Raw genomic sequence first — 16041 nt, forward strand, 5'->3', positions numbered from 1 at the left:
GATGATGCGATATGTAAAGTGGACCTTCTGGATCGTGGTGATCGTCGTGGTCGGGGGATTCCTGCATTACACCATGCCCCAGCGCGACATCGTGCGCATCGTCAACACCGAAGTGCGCCGGGTGGATGTGAATGAAAACAGCCTGTTCTGGGCGCAGACCGACGTGGGCAACGACCCCACGACGGTGAACCGGGATGTGCGTTTCATCGAAACGATCCGCCCCAATGGCAAACCTATCGTTTATCGCAACGAAGACACGGGGTGGGGCTGGCCGCCCTATTTCAAGCTGGATTCATCGAATTTGCAGGCCGAAGCCAGCGACATGATCTCGACCCGCGACAAACCGCAATGGGTGGCTGTGCGCCACTATGGCTGGCGCAACGAATTCCTGTCGATCTTTCCCAACGCGGTGTCTTTGCGCCCGGTCGATGGCCCTGATGTGCGGCTTATTCCCTGGCTGAACATCACCATATTCGTTTTCCTGTTGGTGCTGGTGTTGTTGATACGCCGGATGTGGCTGCAATTCCGCGAACGCACCATCGACCCGATGGTCGAAGATGCCAGCGAACGCTGGGATCAGGTAGATGCCTATGCGGATGAGCGGCGCGGGCGCCTGTCACGCTGGCTGGGCAGTTGGAAAAAGAAAAATGAACGCCCCGCTGTTGGTGGGCGTTCATTTTTTGAGTATTTTCATCAGGAAAAAGCCGCAGCAGGGGGCGTGATTTCGCGCCCCCAGTCGTTATGTGCGGCCGTAAAGTTTGCGCTCGGCCTTGAAGGACAGCAGGCGGCGCTGCTGTTCATCCCAGAGGTGCAGTTTGACGCAGGCAAGGCTCTCGCGGATGGTCAGGCGTTGGGCGGTGGCCAGCTCGCTATGGTCGCGCAACACTTCGGTCAGGCGATAAAACGGGATGCGTGAATAAAGGTGATGCACATGATGCACCCCGATATTGCCTGAAAACCAACGCAAAATGCCCGGCAGAACATAATGTGACGAACCATGCAGCGCGGCATCGTGCAACTGCCAGTCTTCGTTCTTGTCCCACTGGGTTTCTTCGAACTGATGCTGCACATAAAACAGCCAGACCCCGGCCGATGCGGCGACAAGGACAGTGGGCAGAAAGATCAGCACGATTGGTTGCCAGCCGCCAAACCATGCGATGACCGCCAAAGACAGGATGATCACAAGGTTGGTCGCCATCGCGCTTGACCAATAGGTCCAGGATTTCATCAACCCCAGCGGCAGGCGGTTTTGCAGCAAAAACAGATAAATCGGCCCAAGACCAAATAAAACCAGCGGATTGCGGTAAAGCCGGTAGGAAAGCCGCCCCCAAGGGGAAAGCGCGCGATACTCAGCGACGGTCAGGGTGTGAACATCGCCAATCCCGCGTTTATCAAGGTTGCCCGCAGCGGAATGGTGAATCGAATGGGTGCGCCGCCAGACATCATAGGGCGTGAGGGTCAGCACCCCCAACACCCGGCCCGTCCAGTCAGATGCATGGCGATTGCGGAAAAACCCACCATGGCCGCAATCATGCTGGATGATGAACAGCCGCACCAGAAACCCGCCATTCACCAGCGCCAGCACGACCGAGGCCCATGGCGCGATCGGCAACAGCCACCAGGCGACGGCCCAGATGACCATATATGGCAGAAGGCTGACCGCCAGTTCAAAGATACTGCGCCCATGGTGGGGATCGCGGTATTTTGCGAGGATCTGAATCCAGTTACGGGCGGGCATGGCGGCGGTTGCGGCGCGCGGGGCGGATGCGGTCATTCGAGGTGCGGTGCTCTTTGTTGTGGCTTTTTATTCGTCTGCTCGGGCACACCCGGTTTCCCGCGCAGCTTGCCGGGTTTTCTAGGGCAGATCGGCTCACAAGTACAGTGGTCAGATGCGCTCACCCCTCACCATAGGGAATCCAGATTGTTTTTGTTTCGCAGCTGGCGGTTAAAAATTCGTGTGACTGCCCATCTGGCCCGGCCCAGTCGCGGTTGCGTCCGTTGTTCACCCAGGTGCGTTTCAGATTGCCGGCCGAGGCCAGTTCGACAGCGCGCGATATATCCTGCCCGGAAAATGACCAGACGGCATCGACATTCAGATGCCCCGCCAGGTGTGGTGCCAATTCGCCATGATCGCCGGTCAGGATGTTGACGACCCCCGCAGGCACATCCGACGTGTCGAGGATCTGATAAAAATCCGTCGCGGCCAGCGGAAAGGGCTGCGACGCCACAGCAACCACCCGGTTTCCCATGGCCAGCGCGGGCGCAATCATCGACACAAGGCCCAGAAGGGGCGCATCGTCGGGCGAAAATTGCCCGATAACACCCACCGGTTCATTCATCGCCAATGCAACAACCCGCATCGGCACGCCCTTGGCCGCACCGTCATTCTTGTCGGCCCAGGCCGCCCAGTGAAACAGCCGGTCGATGGCGGTGGTGACTTCGGCCTCGGCCTGTTTGGCGCTTGTTCCGGTCATATCGCTCAGCCGTGCGGCAAACTCCGCCGCCCGCGCCGACAGGTTTTCACCGATGTAATACAGGATTTGCGCGCGCAGATGCCCGGCACTGCGTGACCATGCCCTGGCCCCCTGCGCCGCCTCGACGGCGTTTCTCACATCCTTGCGGTTGGCCAGGCCGACGTGCCCCAGCAGCGCACCCTTTTTCGACCAGACCGCGCGCGAATATCCGCCATCCGGGCGTGCCTGTTTGCCCCCGACATAAAGCTTGGCCGTGCGATCCAGCGTTGGCACCGTCGCGGATTTGGGCGCGACAACGGCCTCAACCGGCTTTAACGCGGTGGTTTTGCGGTTTGCACGGGTATATCCGGCCAATCCCTCCCAGCCGCCTTCACGGCCAAAGCCGCTTTCGCGGACCCCGCCAAACCCGGCGGCAGCGTCCATCATGTTGGTGCCGTTGATCCAGACGATCCCGGCGGCCAGTTTCGGCGCCACATCCAGCGCCAGATTGATGTTTTCGCTCCAGACACTCGCCGCCAGCCCGTACCGGGTGTTGTTGGCCAGTTCGACCGCCTCGGCAGGTGTGCGAAAGGTGCAGGACACCAGAACCGGGCCGAAAATCTCCTCTTGCATCAGCGGATCGGCAGGCGACAATCCGGTGATCAGGGTGGGGGGATAGAAACAGCCTTCGGGCGCGGGGCAGGCCTGAAAAACCTCGCCACCTGCGCGCGTCACCTTGTCGCGGATCGTGGTCAGTTGGACAGGGTCGACGATGGCGCCCACGTCAATGCATTTGTCCAACGGATCGCCAATGCGCAGCCCCGCCATGCGGGTGCGCAGTCGGTCGTGGAAATCATCGGCGATATTGTCCTGCACCAAAAGGCGCGACCCGGCACAGCAAACCTGCCCCTGATTGAACCAGATCGCATCAACCAACCCCTCAACCGCACTGTCGATATCGGCATCGTCGAACACGATATAGGGCGATTTCCCCCAACTCCAACGTCAGCGCCTTGCCACTCCCGGCGGTGCGTTCGCGAATCCGCCACCCCACGGCGGTAGAGCCGGTAAAGGCGATCTTGTCGATGCCCGGGTGGTCGACAATCATTTCGCCCACCACCCCGTCACCGGTGACGATATTCACCACGCCGGGCGGCACCCCTGCCTGGCTGCAAAGCTCAGCAAAGTAAAGCGCGCTCAACGGCGTATATTCCGCCGGTTTCAGCACCACAGTGTTGCCCATGGCAATGGCGGGCGCCACCTTCCACGCCAGCATCAGCAGCGGAAAATTCCAGGGCACGATCTGTCCGCACACCCCCAGAGCGGCGCGGTCGGGCAGTTCGCTCTCCTGCAACTGCGCCATCCCGGCGTGGTAATAGAAATGCCGCGCCACCAGCGGCACGTCGATATCGCGGCTTTCGCGGATCGGCTTGCCATTATCAAGGCACTCCAGAACCGCAAACATCCGCGCCTGTTTCTGCACCAGCCGGGCCAGCGCATAAAGCACCCGCGCCCGCGCCGGGCCGCCGGATTTTTCCCACCCCGGCTGCGCGCGCCGCGCCGCGGCAACAGCGGCGTCCACATCCTCGCCCCGCGCCTGCGTCACCCGCGCCAGAACCGTGTCGCGCGCCGGATTACGGGTTTCAAACCCGTCACCGGGCGCCGTTACCGCCCCACCAATAAACAACCCAAAGGCGCGTCCATGGCTTTCAAGCCACGCCTGCGCCTCACCGTCACTCTCAGGGGCCGGGCCATACTCCATGTTTTGATATATCTCGGAAATGCTCATGGCTTTTTACTGATCCAAATACTCAAATTCCCCGGCCCGCCCCAAATGCTGTCACCCGATTCCATGGCGATACCCCGCTGAATACTGCCCGGTCACATGATGCTCCAACTGCCGTTCAATATCACCCAAAAGCGACGATGCCCCAAACCGAAACAGATCGGGGCGCAGCCAGCGGTCGCCCAATTCGTCTTTCATCAGCGCCAGATAGACCAGCGAATCCTTGGCTTTCGATATACCACCGGCGGGCTTGTACCCCACCATGACCCCGGTGCGCGCGTGATAGGCGCGGATGGCGCGAATCATCACCAGGCTGACGGGCAGCGTGGCGTTTACCGCTTCCTTGCCGGTGGATGTCTTGATGAAATCCGCCCCGGCCATCATGCAGATCAACGAGGCGCGGGCGACATTGCGCAGGGTTCCCAATTCGCCGGTTGCCAGAATCGCCTTTACATGGGCGGGGCCACAGGCGGCGCGAAAGGCGCGCATCTCGTCATAAAGCGCCTGCCAGTTGCCGGTCAGAACGTGGCGCCGGGAAATCACGATATCAATCTCTGCCGCCCCTGCCTTGACCGATTCACCGATTTCGGCCAGCCGCAGATGAAACGGCGATAACCCGGCGGGAAACCCGGTGGACACCGCCGCCACGGGAATGCCGGTGCCCTCCAACGCAGCAACCGCAGGTTCGATCATGTCGTGATAGACACAGACCGCACCGACTGTGATCCCCCTCACCCCCATAGCGTCAAGAAGATCGCGGCGCACCGGGTTGGCGGCCTTGGCGCACAGGCGGCGCACCCGCGCCGGGGTGTCATCGCCCGACAGGGTGGTCAGATCCATGCAGGAAATCGCGCGCAACAACCAGGCCGCCTGATACTCCTTTTTCACCGAGCGTCGCCCAGGCAGGGTGGCGGCGCGGCGCTCGATCGCGCTGGTATTGGCCTGCACGGCGCGCACCCAATCCATGTCCAGCTCCATCCCCGGATTGCGGGCAAGCGTGACCTGAGGCAATTGGGTTGCAGTGGCGTGGGTGGTTGTCATGGCGCGGCCCCGGAAAATTCGGCTGGTCAAACCCTTGCACGGGTCAGGGCATTTGGCAACATTGACCAAACGGTCAAACCTCATCCCCCCTTCTGACATCTGTTCAACCGGGCCGATCCGGGGTAACTGGCACGAAACCTCTGCTCAAAAAGGCCCGTTGCCATGCGTTTTGATCGTTCCGTAAAAATCGCCCCGTCGATCCTCTCTGCCGATTTCGCCAACTTCGGGCAGGAAATCCGCGCGATCGAGGCACAGGGCGCCGATTGGGTGCATGTGGATGTGATGGATGGCCATTTTGTGCCGAACATCACCTTTGGCCCGGCGCTGTGCGCGGCCATTCGCCCGCATATCAAGACGGTAATGGATGTTCACCTGATGATTGCCCCCGTCGATTCTTATATTGAGGCTTTTGCCAGGGCGGGCGCAGATGTGATCACGGCGCATGTCGAGGCGGGGCCGCATATTCACCGCACCTTGCAAAGCATCCGTGCGGCGGGCTGCAAGGTGGGGGTGGCGATCAACCCCGGAACGCCTGCCGGGGCGGTGGCGCCGCTGCTGGATATGATTGATCTGGTCAATGTGATGACGGTGAACCCCGGCTTTGGCGGGCAGAAATTCATCGAATCGCAACTGCGCACCATCCGCGATCTGCGCGCGATGATCGGTGAACGCCCGATCCATATCGAAATTGATGGCGGCGTCGATACCGCCACCGCGCCCCTGTGCGTGGCGGCGGGGGCTGATGTTCTGGTTGCCGGATCTTCGGTGTTTCGCGATGGATCGGTCACGCAACCCGAGATTTACGGCGAAAACATCACCGCCCTGCGCACAGCCGCAGGATAGCCGGTTAGCGCCCCGGAATTGTGTCGAATTCAAACGACAGGAACAGGGGCAGGGGGGCATCTGCCGCCTTTTTCTTGCGCAGGCTGACGGCGGCGCGGGTGGTTTCGCCAAAACCCGCCTCGTCCAGCAGCCCGGCGATGCCCGTGCGCTCAACCGGGGCGGCGCGGGTGCGTTCCACCGCCGCCTGTTCCAGAAACGACAGATCCTCAAGCTGGGATTGCGGCAATGCGGGGGACAAAACCACGACCATCCGGTCGCGCCCGAAACCGGTATCGGTAATCCTGACGAAATCTTCGTCCAGAACGGCGCCCGCAGGCATCCGGCCATTGCCCATGAAGGTGATCGAATAATCCGCCCCCACATACAGGATGTTGTAATCCACCGGGCCATTGGTGGTGTTTTCCAACCGCAGGCCGATCACATCGTCGGGGATAAGGCGCGGCACGTTGGCGGCACTCAGGGCCACGCGCGACCCGGGAATCACCTCTTCCAGGTCGGGATCGAACCGCGCCGATTGCAGGGCGGCCTTGACGTTCAGGGTGCCCCCACTGGCGGCCGCGCCTATTTTCAGCAGGTTCAGCGCCTTGGCCATGGCGCGCAGGTTTTCGGCCATCACATCGGCCAGTTTGAAATCGCTCTTGTCGCGGGTGGACACCGACGGGATCGTTTTCAGATCCGCCTCGGACACCAGACCGGTGGCTGGCAGAAACCAGATGGCATCGGGGCGGGCGCTGTCCTCGAACAGTTCCAGCCGCAGATCGGCCTCGACCCCCGGCGCGACAAAGCGCAGCCGGGGACCGGCCATGTTTTCGCTGCGGATGATTTCGGCGGCGCGCAACAGGGCGCGCGTGGCTTCACCGCGGGCCGCAGGCAGGGCCACGGTCAGGGAAAAGTCAATCACATCCGAGGTTTTGCGCAACCACGCGCCGCGCGGCAGGTCGGCGGGCGCGCCGGTGATCGTGCGAAAGGTGCCCGCGTCGGTGACGGTGACAGTGCCCATTGCCGCCTCGGTCGGGTCGGCGGGCGAGGCCATGACCGACAAGGCCATGCCCGGTTCGATCCCGTGCAATGTGCCGGCATCCAGCGTCAGGGTGTCGCCCGTGGCGCGCGCGGGCCACTGGGCAAGGCGCGCCCCCGGTTCGGCGTCAAAAACCTGTGCGTCCAGATCGCCCTCGAACAGCGGGGTCGAGCGGGCCAGATTGCCGGTGGTATATTTGCGCAGCACCTCTTGGGCCAACTGGCGATAGGTGATGCCGGGGCGTTCGGCCAGCGCCTGAAACAGGGTATAGGTGAACACCCCTTGCGAGCGGCGGTCGGCCTGGCCTTTGGGCATGTTCTTTTCCGGCGTGGTTTCATTGGTTTGTGCGGCAAAGAACGCCACGAGACTGCCTTTTTCCGCCGTGCCGGGAAACACCAGCGGCGCCTCGGGGCGGGCGCGGGGATCGGCGGGCAGGCCGCGCGTGGCTTCGGCTGCCTGCGCCGCCGCTTCGGCGCGGGCCATCGCCGCATCCGGGATCGACAGGGCGCCGGGGGGCAACTGGCGCTGGCGCACGTCATCATCGCCGGTGGGGGCGCCCCGGGTGGCGGTGCCGGAATGGCACGAGATCAAACACCACCCACACATCGGCCCCCCGGTCGCGCAGCCGGTCCAGCATCACGCCGACCTCATCATCGACCAGCGCGTTTTCCACGGTGCCGGTGCCATCGTTCCAGGGGCCGATATCGACGGGCAGGAACAATTCGTCCAACCCGTCAAGTTCGGTTGTGGGGTCAAGCGCCGGAGCCTGGGTGCCGTGGCCGGAAAAATGAAGGTAGATGAAATCGCCGGGCTGCACCTTGTTGGTCAGATCGCCCATCGCGGTGCGGATCGCGGCCAGGGTGGGTGCGGTTTCACCCGGAATTCCATCGGCCAGTACCGTGATGTTTTCGGGGGCAAAGGGCATTGTCGGGTTCGTCGTCAGAAACCGGCGCACCAGATCAACATCGTTCGCCGGCCCTTTCAGCCAATACCGTTCGTCCAGACTGGGATAGCTGGAGGCACCGATCAGCAGGGCATAGTTTTCGCGGGCAAAGGCGGGCAGAGCCAGCAGGAGCAATGCGGCGGTCGTGGCAATCAGGCGGTGCATGATCATCCCCTCAGTTGGTCATCAGCTTATAGGCCGAGGCGCTGCGCCCCTTGTTGCGCACCTCGACCGCATAGGTCTGGGCGCTGTCGGGTTGCCAGCCGCAATAGGCGATGGCGGAAATATCGGTGTCGGAACAGACCAGCCGCCCCTTGGTATCGCGGATATAAAGGTTGAGATCCGCCGCCCCCGATCCTTCGACATAGACATCGGCATAGACACCGGCGCTGAACTCCAGCGGGCGATAGGTGTCGGTGCCTCCGGCGCGGATGCTGGTGTAGCTTTCCACCCGCCCGCTGCGCACACCTTTGGTGGTTTCGGCGCGGATGTCGTCAATCAGGCCGTTCATCTGTGCATCGTCCGGGTTCAGATCGCTGGCGGCGTTCAGCATCGTTTCCCAGAACAGCGGTGCAATCGGGTTTTCGCGGGGAAGGGGGCCATCGCGTTCGGGCGTGCGTTCTATTACCTCGACCCCGGCTTCGGCCTGTTTGCGGAGTTTGGCGGCTGCGATCATCAACAGCGCGTCATGTTGCGCCTGACCGACGGCGAACAATTCGGCCGACAGCCGCGATGCGGTGATCGGGTCAGTCTCTTGCGCGGCGGCGGGGGCGGCGGCCAGGGCCGCCAGCGTGACAAGGTGAAACAGCTTGATGGACATGGATGATCCTTCGTGACCAGCGGGTTGGTTGAATATTTGCCCCAAAACCCCCGCAATACAACGGTTTCCTTGCCCCAACCCGGTGCGTGACGGGACTTGTCATGTGAACCCGGGGCGCGCGTCCGCTATATCTGTCAGGCACTCAACAAAAGGATCGTGCCATGGTTACCAAGGTTTTGACGGCCCGGCTTGGCCTCTTCGGCCCCACACTGCGCGCGGCGCTCTTGATGGTTATCGTGCTGGGCGCCCCATTGGTGGCACAGGCCCGAACAGGGTTGGAACGGGCGGTCGCCGCAACCGTGATCGTGCTGGGCGACGGGGACCGGCCCCTTGGCTCGGCCGTGCTGATCGAGGGCGGTCTGGTGCTGAGCGTGGTTGATGTAATTGGCGGGCGGGGCCATGTGGCGCTGCGTGACGGCGAGGGGCGGCAGGTGCGCGCCCGGGTTGTGGCGCGGGATGGCGCGCGTGGTTTGGTATTGCTGCGGGTCGAGGGTGATGGATTTGACATCGCCGGCCTGCCGCTGGCCCCGGTGACATTACCGGTGGGGCAGGCGGTTTATGCCGTGGGCGCGCCCTTGGGCATGGATGTGATGCTGACCCGTGGGATCATCGCCGCCGCTGCACGTCAATATGACCCGAGCGTACCCATGCACGCGGTGCAACATGATGCCTTGTTGAACGAAGGCGTGGCCGGTGGGCCGCTGGTGGATGGGGACGGGCGGCTGATCGGGCTGAACCGCGCCACCCCCGAAGGGGCGCTGGCCGGGGTTGGCTGGGCCATCGCGGCAGCCGATCTGGCGCGGCTTGTGCCGTTGATGGCCGATGGCACCCTGCGCGATGTGCCTGATCTGGGCCTGTCCCTGCGCCGGGTCACACCCCAGATCGCCGAGGCGCTGGGCGTGGTCCCTGCCGGGCTGTTGGTTGAATCTGTCGCGCCGCGATCGCGCGCGGATCGTGCCGGGCTGGTCGCGGGGGATATCCTGTTGGGCTATAACGGCAGCGTTCTTGATCACGTGGGCGCATTGGCCATGCTGATCGACGGGCGTGAGGCGGATACCGCGCGCCTGCATCTGCGCCGGGGTGGCACGTTGCTCACGCTTGCTCTGGATCTGGCGCCGGTGACGGCCCGTCTTGGGATGCTGGCGGTCAGCAGCAGCACGGGCGTGGCGCGGATCACCAGCTATACCTTTGCCACCCTCGGTGTGATGTTCGAGGACACGGGCCGGGTGGGGCATGTAAATTATCACTCACCCGCCTTCGTGGCCGGACTGTTGCCTGGTGATACGGTGATAGCCCTGAACGGCAAAGAGGTAAGCCGCGCCGAACTGGACGCCTTGCAGATCACCGCCCCGATCCTTTTGCTGGTGACGCGGGGGGGCGATACGCTGCATGTGCTGATCGACCCTTGGGCCGATGTACCGCGCACCGCGATGCAAAGCCGGGCGAATCTGCTTGACGCGGGCACGCATCTCTTTTGATCTGGGATAATACCATGACCGATGTACCCCGTATCCTGATCGTCGAGGACGATGCCGAAACCGCCGATGCCATCGCCACCGCCGTGCGCGATCTGGGGGGCGACCCTGTGATCATGCGCAACTGGGCGGATGGGGTGCAGGCGGCTTCCCTGGCCCGGTTCGCCGTGGTGGTGATGGACCGGATGCTGCCCGGCGGTGACGGGGTGGATGCCATCGCCAAGATGCGTGCCGCCGGGTCCAAATCACTGATCCTTGTGGTCAGCGCGCTGGGCCGGGCAAGCAACAAGATAGAAGGGTTGGAAAGGGGCGCCGACGATTATCTGGCCAAACCCTTTGACCCGGATGAATTGCGCGCCCGTCTGCGCGCGCTGCTGCGGCGCAATTCGATGACGGTGCTGGATAACGATATGCTGGCCTTTGGCGATCTGGAAATTCGGCTGAAGGCGCGCACCCTGCACATCGGGCGCGATCATGTGGCCCTGTCACCGAAGGAATTCAAACTGATCACCTATTTCGCCCGCAACGCCGGCGAGGTGGTGACGCGGATGCAACTGCTGGAACACGTCTGGAACCTGCATTTCGACCCCCAAACCAACGTGGTTGATGTGCATGTGGGCCGGTTGCGTCGCAAACTTGAGGCGGCGGCAGGGCGCGCGGTGATCCACACCGAACGGGGCGAGGGTTATGTGTTTTCCCCCGACGGGACGCCCGGGTGATCCGGCCACGCTCGGCCATGCTGCGCCTGACGCTGGCGGTGGCGGGCGGGATTATCCTGTTGTCCCTGGGGGCGATGGCGCTGCAATACCGCAGCACGCAAACCGCGCTTGCCGCGCAGGATCGCGCCACATTGGCCGCCGATGTGGCGGCCTTTGCGGCGTTTTACGACCAACGCCGCATCATCGCCCTGCGCGAAGCGGTAGAGTTTCGCGCCGCCACCACGCCCCCCGATCAGGCGCTGTTCCTGCTTCAGGGCAAGACGGGCGAGGTTCTGGCCGGGAATATAGCGGACTGGCCCGATGATCTGCCCGCGCTGGTGGGCGATCTGTCGATGGACGGCGCGCGGGCGTTTCACCGTGATGCACAGCCCTATCTGGGGGTCGCGCGGATGCTGCCCGGCGGCTTTCCCTTGCTGATCGCGCGGGGGCAGGGCCAGACGCAGGCGGTGCTGGGCGATTTGCGCGCCAATATCCTTTGGGTCGGGCTGGGCCTGTGCCTTGTGGCGCTTTTGGCGGGGTTGGCGGTGGCGCGGGTGGTGATCGGGCGGATTGACCGGTTGAACATGCTGGCTGACAGGGTGGCGGGGGGCGATCTGGCTGCACGTCTGCCGGGGCCGCGCAGCGATGATGAATTCGGCCGGCTAGAGCGGCACGTGCATCAGATGCTGGACCGGATTCAGAACCTCAACCGTGCCACGCACCGGTTGTCAGATGCCATCGCCCATGAATTGCGCACCCCCTGAACCGGATTTTGCAAAAGCTGGATCGTTCACCGGGCGCCGACGAGGTGCGCGCTGAAATGCGCGGTGCGATCCGTATCTTCGATTCGCTGCTGGATATTTCCGGGGCCGAGGCGGCATCGGGCGGCGCGCCCGGCCTTGTGCCTGTCGATCTGTCGCAACTGGTCGGTGAGGTGGGCGAATTGTATGAACCGTTGGCCGAAGACAAGGCGCTGACCTACCGCATGGAGGTGGCGCCGGGCCTGTGGATTCTGGGAGATCGCAACCTGATTGCCCAATGCGTTTCCAATCTTCTGGACAACGCGATCAAGTTTTGTGGCACCGGCGATGCCATAGCGATCACGCTGAACACCCAGGGCGACCGCCACGTCCTGGCGGTGCGCGACACCGGCCCCGGCCTGCCTGATGATCTGGGTGATCTGGCGTTTGAACGGTTCGTTCGCGGCGAGCGGGACCGCGCGGTGGCGGGCCATGGTCTGGGCCTTGCCCTGGTTCAGGCGATCGCAACGCGCCACGGGGCGCGATTGACCCGGCCCACGGTGCAAAAGGGATTTGCCATTTCGATCGCCTGGCCTAAGGTGGCGCAACCGCCGGAATTGATTGATGAACCCTGATGCCCCTGCCCAATCTGCTGCGCCATGTCCGTTTCGTTTCGCTAAGCGTTGTCTTGGGCTGTGCAGCGGTCAACACGCCGGTTAACAAGGTCGCCACGGGACCGAACCTGTCGGTGGTTGACAGTGACCTTGCGGCGGTCGGGGATGATGATGTCTGGGTGGGGCTGGCATTTTCCGGTGGCGGGATGCGGGCCTCGGCCTTTGCGCAAGGGATGCTTGAGGGGCTGCGTGCCGCCACCGCCACGCCGCGCGATCCCGATGGTATCCTGTCAGACGTCAAACTGGTGACGGGCGTGTCGGGCGGATCGGTGACGGCGGCCTATTTCGGGTACTACGGCCCCGCCGGGGTGGATGATTACCGCGACAAATTCCTGATCCGCAATGCCGAAAAATACATGGCCAATTCACCCCTCAACCCCGTCACATTGGTGCGGGGCCTGTCGGGCGGGGCAAACAGCGCCGACACCTTTGGCCGGTTTCTGGATGAATCCCTGTTTCACGGCGCCACCTTTGGCGATCTGCGCAAACGCAGCCGGATTGCGACCTGGATCAACGCCAGCGACATCGCCAACAACACGGCATTCCTGTTTTCGGCGGAAACCTTTGATGCGCTGTGTTCCGATCTGTCATCCTATCCGATTTCTCAGGCGGTCAGTGCCTCGGCGGCGTTTCCTCTGGTGTTTTCACCCATCGTTTTGAAAGCGCACAGCAAAGACTGCGATTATGTCGCCCCTGACTGGTTGACCGCTGCGCGTTTCAACCCCGAGGCCAGCAGCGCGATGAAAGCCTATGCTGCTGCCTTGGAAAGCTATGCCGATCCTGAAAAAGTGAGCTTTGTCAAACTTCTGGATGGCGGGATCACCGATAATTTCGGCACAACCGGCCTGTCGGTGCAACGGGCCCGCGCGCAGATGGCCCATTCGCCCTTAAGCCCCGAAGAGGCGGTGAAAATGAAACGCATCCTGTTTCTGGTGGCCAATGCCGGGGTCAGCCGCGATTTGGCCTGGGCCCATAAACTGCCCGGGCCGGGCGGCATTGAGCTGGCCATGTCGATCGCCAATTCCGCCATGAGCGCGGCGAGCCGCACCGGGTATGACGCGATGCGCCTCGAATTGCGGGACTGGGAGCAGGATCTGGTGGAATACCGCTGTTCGCTGCCCCGGGCGACGGTGGCGCGGCTGCGCGGCGGTCTGACGGGGTGGGATTGCAAGGATGTCAAATTGTTCGTGGGGCAGGTGTCGTTCGATGATCTGCCCAAAGCGATGCAGGGCGACATGAATGCAATCCCGACGCGCCTTGCTCTTGAGGTGGCGCAGGTTGATCTGGCGATCCGCGCGGGGCAGATCGCCACCCGCTCCAGCCCGGAATTGAACGGGTTTCTGCATGCGACGGGGTTGGGGGGAACGGCGCTGGCCGCCAGTGGCCCGGCGCGCCGTATCGCACCCCAGCGCAACTGAGCGGGCGGGTATGACAACTTCCGTCACCTGTGGCGGAATTCTTGCAACGTGGCGCGCAACGGGTAATGTCATCGGCATGAAACCGCTTGCCCCCTTGCACTTGCCAGTGCTGTTGTTTTGGCTGCCATGCCCGCCCGGGCAGATGTTCACGCCCTTTTGGTCGGGGTCAGCGATTATCAGTTTCTGGATGCTGATCTGCGCGGTCCGGTCAATGATGTGGGGCTGATGGCGCGCACCCTGCTTGCCCGGGGGGCCGATGATGTGCGGGTGCTGGCCGATCCGGGCGCCGTTCTGCCCGATGGAATCGCGCCGCCGCAGATTGCCACCCGCGCTGCCATTCTTGCGGGGCTTGCCGATCTGGGCCGGGTGGCCGGGCCGGACGATACGGTGATCTTTTATTTCTCGGGCCACGGCGCGCAGGCCCCCGACATGAACGGCGATGAGGGCGGCGGCTATGACGAAATCTTGTTGCCGGCCGATGCCAAAAACTGGAACGGGGTGATCGGCGCGGTGGAAAACGCGCTGATCGATGATGAGTTTCAGCCGCTGTTCCAGACCATCCTTGACAAGGGCGCCACCCTGATCGCCATCGTCGATGCCTGTTATTCGGCCACGGGGTTTCGCGCGATCAGCAGCGCGGCAGGGGCCGAGCGGTTCATCAGCGCCGCCACCCTTGGCCTGCCCGAAGGCGGCGTGGACCCCGAGGAAACCGGCACCATCGCGCCGCCGCTGGAGGGCGATTTCGCGTTTCTCTATTCTTCGCAATCGGATCAGCGGTCATTTGAATATCCCTTGGGGGACAAGGCCGACCTGTCGAATTGGTACGGTGATTTCACCCGGTCGCTGGCGTCGGTTCTGTCTGAAACGCCGGATCTGACGTGGGAACAGGCCCTGCGCGGCGCCATGGATGCAATGCAGGATGGCGCGGCTTCGGCGGTGCAGACTCCTGACGGCGAAGGCAGCGCGCTGAATGCGCCGGTGTTCGGGTCGCTTGCGCCGGGCGGGCGACGGGTGCCGTTTTCGGGCGGAGAGTTGGGGGCAGGGCTGCTTTCGGGCTATGGCGACGGGGCGGTGTTTGATCTTTACACCACGGCCACGTCCGACACGCCCGTGGCCCGCGCCACCCTTGTTCGGGCTGGCGCCAGTTCTGCGGCGCTTGAGCTGGTCAGTGGCACGATTCCCGCCGACGGGTACGGCGTGCAGGTGCGCCCCGCCACGCCTGCCCCGTTCCGCATTTCGCCCCCCGTGGTGCTGGACACCAAAGATTACGCGCCTGTCCTTGATGCCCTTGGGGCGCTGGCCGCGGCGGGGTTGCCCGAGGGGGTGGAATGGAATTCGCCCGCCCCGGATGCGGTTCTTATCCTGTCGGGCGGCGCCCTGGCGCTGGCTGGTCCCGGCGGGGTGCTTGACCCGGACGGGCCGGGCAGCACCCCGCGTATGGGCGGCGATCCCGCCGGGTTTTTCGAACGGGCCGCGCGGGTTCACCGGCTGCGCCGGGCACTGGCGCTGGCTGAATCCCAGAAACCCAAGGGGTTTTCCCTGCCCGGTGCGGGGCTGACCCAGAATATCGAACGCGCTGTCGGCAATCCGGGCGCCAATGGTTGTAACGAACCGATTTCAGGTGTCGGCGCATTTGATGTCAGCGGAATCGTGAGCGAATGTGACCGGCTGTGGCTGTCGCTCAAGAATAACTCGCGTACGGCGCAGGATGTGACGGTTCTGTATGTGGACCGGGCGTTCAACACCTCGGTGCTGTGGCCCGACCCGGGCCTGTCCAACCGGATCGCGTTTGGCGAAACGCAGGAAATCGGGCTTGAAATTCACAGCCCTGACGGATTGCCGGGGCAGGAAGAAATCATCGTGATCGCGGTGCCTGCCGAGGTGGGCAGCCCGCGCACCGTGCTGACCGCGCTGGCCGATCCGACCGCCACACGGGGCGGTGGCGATGCCCCGGCGTTGCAACAGTTTCTCGAAGCGGCCATCGACCCGGCCACCAACAGCCGCAATTTCGGCTTCACCGGCGCGATTGCGCCTCTCAAAATTACGCGGACCCGGCTGCACCTGGTGCCGGACGTGAAATGAATTGACACCTCACCAGGCGGAGACAATACCATGTTGACAACGAAACAGCG

At 63.3% G+C, this 16041-nt stretch carries 12 protein-coding genes and 2 pseudogenes; 8 read left to right on the top strand and 6 right to left on the bottom strand.

What is annotated here, in order from left to right:
* Positions 1–4: 4 nt before the first annotated feature.
* Positions 5–517 (top strand): annotated as a pseudogene (locus AC0L7P_RS05660) (DUF1523 family protein); the annotation flags it as partial.
* 222 nt (positions 518–739) lie between these two features.
* On the opposite strand, the gene AC0L7P_RS05665 reads toward AC0L7P_RS05660, so the two are convergent.
* The 3 genes and pseudogenes from AC0L7P_RS05665 to deoC all read right to left on the bottom strand — a co-directional run bounded on the left by AC0L7P_RS05665 (position 740) and on the right by deoC (position 5280).
* On the bottom strand, positions 740–1774 hold the full coding sequence (locus tag AC0L7P_RS05665) for a fatty acid desaturase (RefSeq protein ID WP_473434846.1): 1035 nt from the start codon (positions 1772–1774) through the stop codon (positions 740–742).
* A 121-nt stretch (positions 1775–1895) separates the two neighbouring features.
* Positions 1896–4242: pseudogene (locus tag AC0L7P_RS05670) on the bottom strand (aldehyde dehydrogenase family protein).
* A 51-nt stretch (positions 4243–4293) separates the two neighbouring features.
* Entirely contained in the window at positions 4294–5280 is a 987-nt protein-coding gene (gene deoC / locus AC0L7P_RS05675) for a deoxyribose-phosphate aldolase (protein WP_473434847.1), read from the bottom strand.
* 162 nt (positions 5281–5442) lie between these two features.
* On the opposite strand from deoC, the gene rpe reads away from it, so the two are divergent.
* Positions 5443–6123, top strand: coding sequence for a ribulose-phosphate 3-epimerase (gene rpe / locus AC0L7P_RS05680; protein ID WP_473434848.1), 681 nt, complete (start codon positions 5443–5445; stop codon positions 6121–6123).
* Positions 6124–6127: 4 nt separating this feature from the next.
* Here rpe and AC0L7P_RS05685 read toward each other — a convergent pair whose 3' ends face one another.
* The 3 genes from AC0L7P_RS05685 to AC0L7P_RS05695 are packed head-to-tail and all read right to left on the bottom strand — an operon-like array spanning position 6128 to position 8904.
* Positions 6128–7747: a hypothetical protein gene (locus AC0L7P_RS05685; RefSeq protein WP_473434849.1), complete on the bottom strand. Its 1620-nt coding sequence runs from the start codon at positions 7745–7747 to the stop codon at positions 6128–6130.
* Positions 7680–8249 (bottom strand): caspase family protein, encoded by a 570-nt coding sequence (locus AC0L7P_RS05690; protein WP_473434850.1) that lies wholly within the window; start codon positions 8247–8249, stop codon positions 7680–7682. Before AC0L7P_RS05690 ends, AC0L7P_RS05685 begins: the two co-directional genes overlap by 68 nt.
* Positions 8250–8259: 10 nt before the next feature.
* Positions 8260–8904 carry a hypothetical protein gene (locus AC0L7P_RS05695; RefSeq protein ID WP_473434851.1) on the bottom strand — a complete coding sequence of 215 codons (645 nt, stop codon included), beginning with the start codon at positions 8902–8904 and terminating at the stop codon, positions 8260–8262.
* 161 nt (positions 8905–9065) lie between these two features.
* Here AC0L7P_RS05695 and AC0L7P_RS05700 point away from each other — a divergent pair, with 161 nt between their 5' ends.
* The 6 genes from AC0L7P_RS05700 (at position 9066) to AC0L7P_RS05725 (ending at position 15991) form a co-directional block, all read left to right on the top strand.
* Positions 9066–10382 (top strand): trypsin-like peptidase domain-containing protein, encoded by a 1317-nt coding sequence (locus AC0L7P_RS05700; protein ID WP_473434852.1) that lies wholly within the window; start codon positions 9066–9068, stop codon positions 10380–10382.
* A gap of 14 nt (positions 10383–10396) precedes the next feature.
* The gene (locus AC0L7P_RS05705) at positions 10397–11098 is read left to right on the top strand and encodes a response regulator transcription factor (protein WP_473434853.1); all 702 of its coding nucleotides are present in this window, start codon (positions 10397–10399) and stop codon (positions 11096–11098) included.
* A complete protein-coding gene (locus tag AC0L7P_RS05710) occupies positions 11095–11841 on the top strand; it encodes a HAMP domain-containing protein (RefSeq protein ID WP_473434854.1) in 747 nt (248 codons plus the stop codon). Before AC0L7P_RS05705 ends, AC0L7P_RS05710 begins: the two co-directional genes overlap by 4 nt.
* Before the next feature lie 8 nt (positions 11842–11849).
* Entirely contained in the window at positions 11850–12452 is a 603-nt protein-coding gene (locus AC0L7P_RS05715) for a sensor histidine kinase (protein ID WP_473434855.1), read from the top strand.
* A complete protein-coding gene (locus AC0L7P_RS05720) occupies positions 12452–13909 on the top strand; it encodes a patatin-like phospholipase family protein (protein ID WP_473434856.1) in 1458 nt (485 codons plus the stop codon). Before AC0L7P_RS05715 ends, AC0L7P_RS05720 begins: the two co-directional genes overlap by 1 nt.
* Before the next feature lie 126 nt (positions 13910–14035).
* Positions 14036–15991: a caspase family protein gene (locus AC0L7P_RS05725; protein ID WP_473434857.1), complete on the top strand. Its 1956-nt coding sequence runs from the start codon at positions 14036–14038 to the stop codon at positions 15989–15991.
* Positions 15992–16041 lie beyond the last annotated feature (50 nt).

This window comes from Oceaniglobus sp. K40-3 (assembly GCF_055808395.1).

Coding starts and splice junctions, on each gene's coding strand:
- AC0L7P_RS05695 (WP_473434851.1), bottom strand. CDS start 8,904: ATGTCCATCAAGCTGTTTCACCTTGTCACGCTGGCGGCCCTGGCCGCC.
- AC0L7P_RS05705 (WP_473434853.1), top strand. CDS start 10,397: ATGACCGATGTACCCCGTATCCTGATCGTCGAGGACGATGCCGAAACC.
- deoC (WP_473434847.1), bottom strand. CDS start 5,280: ATGACAACCACCCACGCCACTGCAACCCAATTGCCTCAGGTCACGCTT.
- AC0L7P_RS05700 (WP_473434852.1), top strand. CDS start 9,066: ATGGTTACCAAGGTTTTGACGGCCCGGCTTGGCCTCTTCGGCCCCACA.
- AC0L7P_RS05720 (WP_473434856.1), top strand. CDS start 12,452: ATGCCCCTGCCCAATCTGCTGCGCCATGTCCGTTTCGTTTCGCTAAGC.
- AC0L7P_RS05665 (WP_473434846.1), bottom strand. CDS start 1,774: ATGACCGCATCCGCCCCGCGCGCCGCAACCGCCGCCATGCCCGCCCGT.
- rpe (WP_473434848.1), top strand. CDS start 5,443: ATGCGTTTTGATCGTTCCGTAAAAATCGCCCCGTCGATCCTCTCTGCC.
- AC0L7P_RS05725 (WP_473434857.1), top strand. CDS start 14,036: ATGCCCGCCCGGGCAGATGTTCACGCCCTTTTGGTCGGGGTCAGCGAT.
- AC0L7P_RS05685 (WP_473434849.1), bottom strand. CDS start 7,747: ATGTGTGGGTGGTGTTTGATCTCGTGCCATTCCGGCACCGCCACCCGG.
- AC0L7P_RS05690 (WP_473434850.1), bottom strand. CDS start 8,249: ATGCACCGCCTGATTGCCACGACCGCCGCATTGCTCCTGCTGGCTCTG.